The following is an 11,745-nucleotide window of genomic DNA, read 5'->3' on the forward strand; positions in this document are numbered from 1 at the left end:
CACCCGCCTTCCGTTGGGTTTCCAAAGGCCTCAGGCCTTTGGTCGGGAGAGTTTGAGAGGGGCGAAGCCCCTCTCAATCCTGCTCGGCCAGCCAGTCCAACATGCCCAGTGCCGCCGCGCGGCCGGTGGCGAAGCAGGCCTGAAGCAGATAGCCGCCGGTTGGCGCCTCCCAGTCCAGCATTTCCCCGGCGGCGAAAAGGCCGGGTCGGGTGCGGATCATGAAGCGCCCGTCCAGCGCCGCCCAGCCCAGCCCACCGGCCGAGGAAATGGCGCGCTCCAGCCCCTGCGGCGCCACCAGCCGCAGCGGCAGCGCCTTGATGAGGCCGGGCAGGTCCGCCTGGGTGGCGCCACCATGCAGCGCCTCCTGCACCAGGGCGATGGAGACGGGCGGCAGGCCCAGCCCTTTCCGCAGGAAGGCGGAGAGCGATTGCCCCCGTCGCGGCGCGTCCAGCCGCCGCGCCACGTCTTCCGCGTCCAGGTCGGGCCGCAGGTCGAGGGTGGGCATGGCCTCGCCGCTCTCCTCCAGCGCCTGCCGCAGCGCGGTGGAGAGGGCATAGACGGCGCCACCCTCGATGCCGTCCCGCGTCAGCACCGCCTCGCCTCGCACCGTCCGCCCCTGGAAGCTGAAAGAAATCCGCTTGAGGGGGGTGCCGGCGAAGCGCGTCCGCAGCACCTCGGACCAGGCGATGCGGAAGCCCATATTGGCCGGGCGCCAGGGCGAGAGCGGCTGCTCCGGCAGCGCCGCCATCCACCCGCCATCGGCGCCGAGCCGCGGCCAGGAGGCGCCGCCCAGCGCCAGCAGCGTGGCGCGCGGGCGGGCCAGCACCTCGCCCGCCGGCGTCATCAGGCGCAGCGCGCCATCCGGGGCGAAGCCGCGCCATTCCTGCCGCGTGCGGATCTCCACCCCCAGCCCGGCCAGCCGCGCCAGCCAGGCCCGCAGCAGGGGCGAGGCCTTCATGGCGCGCGGGAAGACGCGGCCCGAACTGCCGGTGAAGACCGCCTGCCCCAGCCCTTCCGCCCATTGCGCCAGCGCCGCCGGGGGGAAGGCGGTGATGGCCGGGGTGAGCGCCGCCTCCGCCGCGCCATAGCGGGCGAGGAAGGCCGGCAGTGGCTCCGAATGCGTCAGGTTCAGCCCGCCCCGCCCGGCCATCAGGAATTTGCGGGCGACGGAGGGCATGCGGTCATAGACCACCACGCGCTGCCCGGCGGCGGCCAGTGTCTCGGCGGCGATCAGCCCGGCCGGGCCGGCGCCCAGCACCGCCAGGGTTTCGGGGTGGCCAGGGGGCTGGGGAGGGGCCTGGTGCGGGGGAGGAGAGGGTTCATGCTGCACCCCCCGCTTATGACGCGGATCGTCCAGGGCTTCCATGCTGGCAGGCCATGCCCGCCACCCTGTCCGCCACCCCGCCCGCGCCCCTGCTTTCGTGCCCTTCCGGCCCGGCCGGGGCCGTTTTTGCCATTGGCAGCGCGGCGCGCAGCGCCTAACCCCTTTTCCGCTTTCCGGAACATGAGAGTCTCCATGACCGCCACCGAAACCCACCCCGCCCCCGCGAATGCCGACCAGCGCCCGGCCGTCAGCCAGGGTGTGGGCCAGGGCGCGGGTCTTGGTGGTCGTGGCGCCGCGCGCACCGTCTATGTGCTGACGCTGAACTGCCTCAACCGCCCCGGCATCGTCGCCGCCGTCGCCACCGCGCTCTTCGAGGCGGGGGCGAATATCAGCGAGGCCCAGCAATTCGACGACACGGGCACCGGCCGCTTCTTCATGCGCGTCGTCTTCGACGTGGCGCCGGAGGTGGCGCGCGCCGGCCTCGATTCCGCCATCGAGGGCGTCGCCAGCCGCTTCGGCATGAGCTGGACGCTGCGCGACCGCGCCGGCAAGCGCCGCGTCCTGCTGCTGGTCAGCAAGTTCGACCATTGCCTGGCCGATCTGCTCTACCGCTGGCGCATCGGCGAGCTGCCGATGGAACTCACCGGCATCATCTCCAACCATCCGCTGGAGACCTATGCCCATCTCGACTTCACCGGCGTGCCCTTCCACCACCTGCCGGTGACGCGGGCGACGAAGATGGAGCAGGAAGCGGAAATCTGGCGCCTCTTCCAGGAAACGCGCTCGGACCTGATGGTGCTGGCGCGCTACATGCAGGTGCTGTCGGACGGGCTCTCGGCCAAGCTGCCGGGGCGCTGCATCAACATCCACCACTCCTTCCTGCCGGGCTTCAAGGGCGCGCGGCCCTACCACCAGGCCCATGCGCGCGGCGTGAAGCTGATCGGCGCCACCGCCCATTTCGTCACCGCCGACCTCGATGAAGGCCCGATCATCGAGCAGGATGTGGAGCGCATCAGCCACGCCGACACGGCGGAGGACCTCGTCCGCAAGGGGCGGGATATCGAGCGCCGCGTCCTCGCCCGCGCCATCGCCTTCTTCCTGGAGGACCGCGTGATCCTCAACGGCAACAAGACGGTGGTCTTCACCGGCTGAAGCGGGCGCGATAGGCGGCGGGGCTGCTGCCCAGCGCCGCCTTCATCTGCTGGCGCAGGGCGGCGGCGCTGCCGAAGCCCGCCACCTCCGCCACCGTCTCCACCGGCAGGGTGGTGGCTTCCAGCAGCTCCCGCGCCCGCGCCACCCGCTCGGCCAGCAGCCAGGCGCCCGGGCTCTGCCCGGTGGCCTGCCGGAAATGCCGGTGCAGCCCGCGCGGGCTGAGCGCCGCCTCCCGCGCCATGCGCGCGATGTCCCAGGGCTCGGCCAGGGCGCCGCGCATGCGGTCCAGCAGGGGGGAGAGCAGGTGGCCGCCGGCGCGCTCGCGCGGCACCGGGCGCTCGACATACTGCGCCTGCCCGCCCTGGCGGTGGGGCGGCACCACCAGCCGCCGCGCCACCGCATTCGCCACCGCCGCCCCCCAGTCCCGCCGCACGAGGTGCAGGCAGAGATCCAGCCCCGCCGCGCTGCCGGCGGCGGTCAGGATGGCGCCTTCATCGACATAGAGCACATCGGGGATGAAGCGCGCCTCCGGCTCGGCCTGGGCCAGCGCCGCGGCATAGCGCCAGTGGGTGGTGGCGCGCCGCCCGCGCAGCAGCCCCGCCGCCGCCAGCACGAAGGCCCCGGAACACAGGGAGAGCACCCGCGCCCCGCGCGCCACCGCCCGGCGCAGGGCGGCGCACAGCGCCTCCGGCACCGGCTCCGCCACGCCGCGCCAGCCGGGGATGATGATCGTGCCAGCCTGGTCCAGCAGATCCAGACCGCCATCGGCCAGCACCCGCACCCCGCCGGTGGCGCGCAGCGGGCCCGGCTCCAGCGCGGCCACGGCGAAGCGGTACCAGTCCGGTTCCAGCTCCGGGCGCGGCAGGCCGAACACCTCCACCGCGCAGCCGAATTCAAAGGTGCAGAGCCCGTCATAGGCGAGCACGGCGACGAGGCGGTTGGCGGGACGGCCATCGGGACGGCCGTCAGGGCGATCTGGCATGATCCGGAGGCTACATGGCATTCTGGCCACTCACCAGAGGAGCCCGGGGCGCGGCACAGTGGCGCCACACCGCAACACGGGAGACCGCCATGTCCCTCTCCGCCCCCAGCGCCGTCGCCGCCATCCCCGCCGCCGCGCCGGAAGAAGCCGCCGCCCATTTCGCCCGCCGCCTCGCCCTGGAAACCGACTGCGCCGATGTCGCGGCGGCCTTCGCGGGGGAAGACGTGGATTTCGTGCTGCTCGACGTGCGCGGGCCGAATGCCTTCGCCCGCGGCCATGTGCCGGGGGCCATCAATCTGCCCCATGCGCGGATCACGGAGGAAAGCCTCGCCGCCTGGCCGCGCGACACGCTCTTCGTCGTCTATTGCGCCGGGCCACATTGCAATGGCGGGGACCGGGGCGCGCTGCGCCTCGCCCGGCTCGGGCGGCGGGTGAAGCTGATGATCGGCGGCATCACCGGCTGGCTCGATGAGGGCTTCGCGCTGGAGAAGGCGGCGGGGGGCTGACAGGGGAAGAAAACAGGAAGGGGAAGAAAGTACTGGGGTGGCAGGGCCACCCCAGACCCCGCCTTCAGTCGGGTCAGTCCATTTTCACGCGCGGCGCACTGGCCTTGCGCAGCGCATCGGCCAGCCAGAACAGCGCCGCCCGCACCGGACCATGCAAGGCCAATTGGTGCCGGCGGTAGAGGGAGGCGTAGCTCCACTGGGCAAAGCGGCCCTCGATGAAGGTGCCGTCGCCCAGCAGACCCAGCCGCCCCAGGCTGCCAAAGGCATTGTAGTGGCCCAGCGCCACCAGCGCCCCGCCATGCCGGTAGCGGAAGGGAGGGACCGGGGTTTCGGCGCAGAGCCAGGGCGGCAGGTGCCGCGCCAGATGCTGCGCCTGCTGCTGCGCCACCTGGGCGGTGGCACCCAGCGGGCGGTCCTCCCCCTCCGGCACCAGGAAGGCACAGTCGCCGAGCGCGAAGATGCGCCCATCCCGCGTGCTGCGCAGATTGGGCTGCACCACCAGCTGGCCATTGCGCGCGCTCTCCAGCCCGCCCAGCCCGTGCAGCACCTCCGGCGCCCGCACCCCCGCCGCCCAGACCTTCAGCGGCGCCACGATGCGGCGGCCATCCTTCAGCACCAGCGCCTCGGGCGTCACCTCCACCACCTGCGCGCCGGTCAGCACCGTCACGCCCTGGCGCTCCAGCTCGCGCTGCGCCGCCTGCGCCACCCGCTCGGGCAGGGCCCCCAGGATGCGCGGCGCCGTCTCCACCAGCGTCAGCCGCAGCCGCCGGCGCAGGCCCTGGAAGCCATAGCCGGCGGCGAAATCCAGCGCCGTGTTGATCTCGGCCGAAAGCTCCACCCCCGTCGCCCCGGCACCGACAAGGGCGATGTCCAGCGTCGCCCCGTCCGGCCCGGCCATGCAGCGCAGCACGGCATTGCGCAGCGCCGTGTTGAACTCCTCCGCCTGGCCGCGGCTGTCGATGAAGCGGCAATGCTCCCGCACGCCGGGAATGCCAAAGTCATTCGCCTGGCTGCCCAGCGCCAGCACCAGCGTGTCATAGGCGATATCGCGCGCCGGCAGGATCTCCGCCCCGCCCGCGTCGCGCAGCGGGCCGAGGCGCAGCAGCCGCGCCTCCCGGTCCAGCCCCACCATCTCGCCGGGCAGGTAGCGGAAGCCGTGCCGGCTGGCCTGGACGACGAAACTCACCTGGTCCTGCCCCGGATCCAGCGTGCCGGCCGCCACCTCGTGCAGGCGCGGCTTCCAGATATGCGCCGCGTCGCGGTCGACCAGCAGGATCTCATAACTCCGCCCGCGCAGCTGCGGCCCGAGCCGCGTCGCGAGGTGAATGCCACCCGCGCCGCCGCCGACAATGACGATACGGTGCGGGGGAATGGAGACGTCCGGGGTCATCGTCGCGCCTTTGCTGGGCCCTGGCGGGGCCGTGCCGGGAAGTGGCTGGCCAGAACATCATGCACTCGAAACGAAAAAGGGCGCCAGCCTCGCGGTGGCGCCCCTCCATCACGCTGGCCGCGGAGCGCGGGTGGCTTGTCCCGCCCGCCTCCGCTCAGTGTGGCGCATGCGCCTTCGCCTCGCTGCCATGGGAGCCGCCATGCTGGCCACGCCCGAAGCGGCGGTGGGTCGCCTCGCGCATCTTCTGGAACACCACATAGAGCATGGGGATCAGGAAGATGCCGATGGTCGAGGCGGCGATCATGCCGGCGAAGACGGGGGTGGAGACCGCCCGCCGCGCCAGCATCGAGGCGCCATTGGCCCAGACCAGCGGCACGAGGCCGAGGATGAAGGCGATCGAGGTCATCATCACGGCGCGGAAGCGCAGCTTGGCGCCCTGCGCCGCCGCCTCGACGATCTCAAGCCCCGCCTCGCGCTGCTCCTTGGCGAATTCGACGATGAGGATGCCGTTCTTCGCCGCCAGCGCGATCAGCACGACGAGGCCGATCTGCGCGTAGAGGTCCATCGACATCCCCGCCACCTGCAACGCCCCCACCGCGCCCAGCACGCCCACCGTGACGGAGAGCAGCACCGGGATGGGGATCACCCAGCTCTCATAGAGGCCGACCAGGAAGAGGAAGGCGAAGAGCACGGCGAGCGCCAGGATGGAACCCGTCTGCCCCGCCGCGCGCTGCTCCTGGAAGGAGGTGCCGGTCCATTCGAAGGTGTAGCCGCCCGGCAGCGTCTCGCGCGAGAGGCGGGCCATGGCGTCGATCGCCGCGCCGGAGGAGACGCCGGGGCGCGGCGAGCCGTTCACCGTGATGGCGCGGTAGTTGTTGTAGCGGGTGATGAATTGCGGCCCCACCACGGTGCGCTCCGTGGCGATGGAGCGCAGCGGCACCATGGTGCCGCGGCTGTTGCGGATCTCGATCTTCCACAGCGCCGAGATGTCGCGCCGGTCCGCCGCCTCGCCCTGGATCAGCACCTGCCAGGTGCGGCCATAGAGGTTGAAGTTGTTGATGAAGCTGCTGCCCAGCGTGGCCTGCAGGGCGGAGAAGACGTCGTTCATCGACAGGCCCAGCGCCTGGGCCTTGTCGCGGTCGATGTCGAGATAGACGGAGGGCGAGCGCGCGCTGAAGGTGGAGAAGACCTGCGTCAGCGCCGGGTCCTGGTTGGCCGCGCCGAGCAGCGCGCCGAGCACCCCGGCCATCGAGGCCGGGTCCGCGCCCTCCAGGCTCTCCAGCACGTATTCGAAGCCGCCGCCGGTGGACAGGCCGATGATCGGCGGCAGGTTGATCGGGATGATCTGCGCGCCGCGGATCTGCTGGCTTTCCATGAAGATGCGGCCGATCAGCGCCTGCACCGAGTCCGCCGGGCCGGTGCGCTGGTCGAAGGGCTTGAGCTGCACGAACATGGTGGCGGCGGAGGAGCTGTTGCCGCTGTCGAGCAGCGAGAAGCCGATGATGGCGATGGCGTCGCGCACCTGCGGCATCTGCTTCAGCCGGTTCTCCATCTGCGCCACCACCTCGCTGGTGCGCGAGACGGAGGCGCCATCGGGCAGCTGGAAGGCGATGATGAAGGCGCCCTGGTCCTCGGAGGGGAGGAAGCCCGAGGGGATGCGGCTGGCGACATGGAAGGCGCCATAGCCGAAGACGCCGACGAGCAGGATGGCCAGGACGGAGACGCGCAGCAGGCGCCGCACCACGGCGGCATAGCCGTCGCGCACATTGTCGATGCGCCGCATCACCCAGCCCATGATGCCGCGCTTCGGCCCGCTGTGGCGGAGGAAGACGGCGCAGAGCGCGGGGGAGAGCGTCAGCGCGTTGATCGCCGAGATCACCATGGCGGCGCTGATCGTCACGGCGAACTGGCGGAACAGCTCGCCCGACAGGCCGGGGATGAAGCCGATGGGGACGAAGACCGAGAGCAGCACCAGGGTGATGGCGATGATCGGGCCGGTGATCTGCGCCATCGCCTTCTTGGCGGCCTGGGCGGGGGTGAGCTCCGGCTCCTCCTCCATCACGCGCTCGACATTCTCGACCACGACGATGGCGTCGTCGACGACGATGCCGATGGCGAGCACCATGGCGAGCAGCGAGACGGTGTTGGCCGAGTAGCCCAGCGCCAGCATGATGGCGAAGGTGGTGACGAGGCTGACCGGCACGGCGATGATCGGGATCAGCGTGGCGCGCAGGTTGCCGAGGAAGAGGAACACCACCAGCGCCACCAGGACGAAGGCCTCGGCCAGGGTCTTGATGACCTCGTGGATGGTGTCGCTGACGAAGATGGTGGTGTCGAAGACGGGGCGGACCTGCATCCCCTCCGGCATGCGGCTGCGCACGCGGTCCAGCGTGCGGGCGATGGCGGCCGCCGTCTGCACCGCATTGGCGCCGGGGGCGAGGTAGATGCCGATGCCGACGCCGTCCTGCCCGTTCAGGCGGGTGCGCGAATCCTGGTTCTGCGCGCCGATCTCGACGCGCGCCACGTCGCGGATGCGCAGCACCGAGCCATCCGGGTTGGCGCGCAGCACGATGTTGCCGAACTGCTCCGGGCTGGTCAGGCGGCCCTGGGTGCGGACGTTCATCTGCGTCTGCTGGTCCGAGGGCACCGGCTCGGCGCCGAGGCGCCCGGCCGGCGCCTGCACGTTCTGCGCGCGGATGGCGGCGGCGATGTCGGAGGGCGTCAGGTTCAGGCTGACCAGGCGCTGCGTGTCGAACCAGACGCGCATCGCGTAGTTCTGCCGGCTGAACAGCGTGGCCGAGCCGACGCCCGGCGTGCGCGACAGCTCGTCCAGCAGGTTCAGCGTGGCGTAGTTCGTCAGGTAGAGCGGGTCATAGCCGCGCTCCGGCCGGTCGGCATAGACGAAGAGCACCTGCAGGATCGAGGAGGAGCGCTTCTCCACCTTGATGCCCTGGGACTGCACCTCGGAGGGCATCAGCGCCATCGCCGCCTGCACGCGGTTGTTGACGTTAACGGTGTTGATGTCCGGGTTGGTGCCGAGCTCGAAGCTGACGATCAGCGAGTAGCTGCCATCCGAGCCGCTGTTGCTCTTCATGTAGATGGATTTGTCGACGCCCACGATCTGGGCTTCGAGCGGCTGCGCCACGGCGCTCTCCACCACATCGGCGGAGGCGCCGGGATAGGTGGCGCTGACCTGCACCTGCGGTGGCACGATGTCCGGGAACTGCGAGACGGGGATGCGCGTCATCGACAGCGCGCCGGCGATCGTCATGACGATCGCGATGACGACGGCGAGCCGTGGCCGGTCGACGAAGATGGCGGAAAGCAAGGGCTCAGCCTCCCTGGCGGGTCTGCGGGCCGCCCGCATCCGTCACCGGCGCGGGGGAGACGGGGTTGCCGGGGCGGACGCGCTGCACGCCATCCACCACCACGCGCTCACCCTCGCGCAGGCCATCGTCGATGACGGCGTATTCGGGGGTGGACTGGCTGCTCATCCGCACCGGGCGGCGCTCGGCCCTGTTGCCCTCGCCGATGACATAGACGAACTCGCCGCGTGCATCGCTCAGCACGGCGGCGCGCGGCACGGTCAGCATCTGCACCGGCTGCACCGCCTCCAGCACCACCTGGGTGAACTGGCCGGCCGTCAGCTCGCGGAAGCCGCCCGGGCGCACCGGGTTGGGCACGGTGCCGCGCAGCAGCACGCTGTCCGTGTCACGCCCCACATCGATATCGACGAAATTCACCTGGCCCACCTGGTCGTAGAGCTGGCCATCGCCCTTGCGCAGCCGCAGCTGCACGGCGGAGAGGCCGCCCCGCTCGGCATAGCGCGCGCGCACCTCCGTCATCGTGCGCATCGGCACGGTGAAGGTGACATACATCGGGTCCTGGCTGACGATGGTGGCCAGCGCGCCGGAGGAGGGGGTGACGACATTGCCCTCCGTCACCGCGGCGCGGCCGATGCGGCCGGTGATGGGCGCGCGGATCTCGGTATAGTCCAGGTTGATCTGCGCCTGGCGCTGCTGCGCCTGGGCGGAGAGCAGCTGCGCCTGGGCGCTGCGCTGGGCCGCGGTCGCCGTGTCCACGGTGGAGCGCTGGCCGGCCACCGTGTTCAGCAGCGCCTGCGCGCGGGAGAGGGTGATGTTGGCGTTCTGCAACTGCGCCTCCGCCTCGGCCACGCCGGCGCGGGCGATCTGCAGCTGCGCCTCGAAGGGGCCGCGCTCCAGGCGGAAGAGCAGGTCGCCCTGCTTCACCTCCGTGCCCTCGTCGAATTCGCGCTTCTCCAGGAAGGCGGTGACGCGCGCCGGCAGGTCGACGCGCTGCGTCGCCTCGATTCGGCCGATGAACTGGTTGCTCTCGGTCACCGCCCGGCGCGAGACGGGCGCCACGCCAACGGCGGGAGGCGCGCCGCCCCCTGGCATCTGCGCCAGCGCGGGGCTGGCGAGCAGGAACAGGCCAAGCGCGGCCATCCCGCGACGGTGCAGGAGCTGCATGAAACCTCCAGGATGCGTCATCCGCGGCGCAGGCTGCGGCTTGTAAAGATACCTTCGTGTATGTATATATAGAATACATTAATTCCTATGCAAGGACGAGATGGCCCGCCGCACCAAGCAGGAAGCGGATGAAACGCGCGTGACGCTGCTCGACGCTGCCGAGCAGGTCTTTCTGGAGCGCGGTGTCGCCCGGGCCTCGCTGGATGAGGTGGCCCGCGTGGCCGGCTGTACCAGGGGTGCGGTGCACTGGCATTTCCGTGACAAGCTCGGCCTCTTCCTGGCGCTCGATGAGCGCCTGCTGCTGTTGCAGGACGCGGTGTGCTGCCGCCTCGACATCTGCCCCGACCGCCCGGTGCTGCCGGCCATGGCGGAGACGTTATGCGCAGCACTCGAGGAACTCGAGAACAATCCGCGCCGCCGCCGCCTGCTGACGATCATGTTGCAGCGCTGTGAATACGTGGCCGAGATGGCGCCGGCGTTGGAGCGGCGGCGCGAGGCGGATGGGCGGATGCGCGCGCGCCTCGCCGAGCTCTTCACCGCCGCCGCCGCGCGCGGGGAACTGGCGGCCTGCTGGCGGCCGGAGCGCGCGGCGCTCTTCCTCTTCGCGCTGGTCAATGGTTTCCTGCACGAGTGGTTGCGGGGCGATGCGGATTTCACCCTCTCCGGGGAGGTCTGTGCCTCGGTGCGTGGTTTCCTGGGGGCCTGTGCCGCCGCGCCCGCGGGCGCGGAGGGGCCGCCCCGTTGTTGATGGAGAAAAGCCGATGCGGTTCCTGACCCGATGCGCGGGGCTGGCCCTGCTGGCCGCCCTGGCCGCCTGTGCCGCGGGCGGTGGCGCCGAGACGGCGGCCGTGCCCGCTGGCGGTACCCTGCAGGCGATTCGCGGCGGCGGTGGCGAGGCCCCGGCGCCGCTGCGGCCCGAGCCCGGCAATATCTGGGCCGATGGCCTGACCCCGGCCGCCCCCACCTCTGTTGCGGCGCCCGGCAGGTGACCTGCTCCCCCGCTCTGTCCGCGTCCGCCCTTCTCCTGCCCGAAAGATGCCCCCGATGAATCCCTTGCGTACCCGTCTGGTGCTGCTGGCGGCGACGATGCTGGCGCCGGTTGTGGCACCTGTGAGCGGCTGGTCGCAGAGCCTGCAGGAGGCGCTGAGCCAGTCCTACGCGAACAACCCGACGCTGCAGGCGGCGCGGGCGCAGCTGCGCGTGGTGGACGAGAACGTGCCGCAGGCGCTGGCGGGCTGGCGGCCGAGCGTCACGGTGGCGGGCGCCACGGGCTATGTGAACGGCAATATCCGCTCGCGCGGCATCTATACGGAGGGCGATCGGCAGACGGCCTCGGCGACGGCGACGGTGACGCAGTCGCTCTACAATGGTGGCCGGACGCCGGCGGCGACGCAGCGGGCGGAGAACCAGGTTCTGGCGCAGCGCGCCCGGCTGCTGGCCACCGAGCAGCAGGTTCTGGCGGACACGGTCTCGGCCTATGTGGCGGTGATCCGCGACCAGGAGACGCTGCGGCTGAACGTCAACAATGTGCAGGTGCTGCAGCGCCAGCTGGAGGCGACGAATGAGCGCTTCCGGGTGGGCGAGATCACCCGCACCGACGTGGCGCAGGCGGAGAGCCGTCTGGCCGGGGCGCAGGCCTCGCGGGCGAGCGCGGAGGGCAATCTGCAGACCAGCCGCGCGACCTTCCGCCGCGTGGTGGGGGTTGCGCCGGAGCGGCTTGTGGCGCCGCAGCCGCTGGGGGCTGCGGTGAAGGGCGCGGCCGAGGCGGCGGAGCTTGCGATGCGCAACAACCCGCAGGTGGTGGCGGCGCTGTTTGACGAGGCGGCCTCGCGCGATGCGGTGGAGGTGCAGATGTCGGCGCTGCGGCCGACGGTGAGCCTGCAGGCGCAGGCCTTCCGCAA

Annotated in this window: 10 protein-coding genes; 5 read left to right on the forward strand and 5 right to left on the reverse strand. The window is 71.4% G+C overall.

What is annotated here, in order from left to right; genetic code table 11:
• Window positions 1-73: 73 nt before the first annotated feature.
• Window positions 74-1,366 (reverse strand): TIGR03862 family flavoprotein, encoded by a 1,293-nt coding sequence (locus tag NON00_RS22345; protein WP_256024983.1) that lies wholly within the window; start codon window positions 1,364-1,366, stop codon window positions 74-76.
• A gap of 150 nt (window positions 1,367-1,516) precedes the next feature.
• Between NON00_RS22345 and purU the strand changes: the two genes are divergently transcribed.
• Complete coding sequence (gene purU / locus NON00_RS22350) at window positions 1,517-2,476, forward strand: formyltetrahydrofolate deformylase (protein ID WP_256024984.1); 960 nt, start codon at window positions 1,517-1,519, stop codon at window positions 2,474-2,476.
• Here purU and ftrA read toward each other — a convergent pair.
• Window positions 2,466-3,458 (reverse strand): transcriptional regulator FtrA, encoded by a 993-nt coding sequence (gene ftrA, locus NON00_RS22355; RefSeq protein WP_256024985.1) that lies wholly within the window; start codon window positions 3,456-3,458, stop codon window positions 2,466-2,468. The two genes, purU and ftrA, sit on opposite strands and share 11 nt — an antisense overlap.
• Window positions 3,459-3,547: 89 nt before the next feature.
• On the opposite strand from ftrA, the gene NON00_RS22360 reads away from it, so the two are divergent.
• Window positions 3,548-3,964 (forward strand): rhodanese-like domain-containing protein, encoded by a 417-nt coding sequence (locus tag NON00_RS22360; protein WP_256024986.1) that lies wholly within the window; start codon window positions 3,548-3,550, stop codon window positions 3,962-3,964.
• Between the two features lie 73 nt (window positions 3,965-4,037).
• Here NON00_RS22360 and NON00_RS22365 read toward each other — a convergent pair whose 3' ends face one another.
• From NON00_RS22365 to NON00_RS22375, 3 genes are all read right to left on the reverse strand, one after another.
• Entirely contained in the window at window positions 4,038-5,354 is a 1,317-nt protein-coding gene (locus NON00_RS22365; RefSeq protein WP_256024987.1) for an NAD(P)/FAD-dependent oxidoreductase, read from the reverse strand.
• Between the two features lie 154 nt (window positions 5,355-5,508).
• Complete coding sequence (locus NON00_RS22370; protein ID WP_256024988.1) at window positions 5,509-8,682, reverse strand: efflux RND transporter permease subunit; 3,174 nt, start codon at window positions 8,680-8,682, stop codon at window positions 5,509-5,511.
• Window positions 8,683-8,686: 4 nt separating this feature from the next.
• Window positions 8,687-9,844, reverse strand: coding sequence for an efflux RND transporter periplasmic adaptor subunit (locus NON00_RS22375; protein WP_256024989.1), 1,158 nt, complete (start codon window positions 9,842-9,844; stop codon window positions 8,687-8,689).
• 100 nt (window positions 9,845-9,944) lie between these two features.
• Here NON00_RS22375 and NON00_RS22380 point away from each other — a divergent pair, with 100 nt between their 5' ends.
• The 3 genes from NON00_RS22380 to NON00_RS22390 form a co-directional block, all read left to right on the forward strand.
• Window positions 9,945-10,592: a TetR family transcriptional regulator gene (locus NON00_RS22380; protein WP_256024990.1), complete on the forward strand. Its 648-nt coding sequence runs from the start codon at window positions 9,945-9,947 to the stop codon at window positions 10,590-10,592.
• 13 nt (window positions 10,593-10,605) lie between these two features.
• The gene (locus tag NON00_RS22385; protein ID WP_256024991.1) at window positions 10,606-10,833 is read left to right on the forward strand and encodes a hypothetical protein; all 228 of its coding nucleotides are present in this window, start codon (window positions 10,606-10,608) and stop codon (window positions 10,831-10,833) included.
• 55 nt (window positions 10,834-10,888) lie between these two features.
• Window positions 10,889-11,745 (forward strand): TolC family protein (locus NON00_RS22390; RefSeq protein ID WP_256024992.1); only part of this gene is annotated, 857 nt, incomplete at its 3' end.

This window comes from Roseomonas sp. GC11 (assembly GCF_024437745.1).
GTDB lineage: Bacteria > Pseudomonadota > Alphaproteobacteria > Acetobacterales > Acetobacteraceae > Pseudoroseomonas.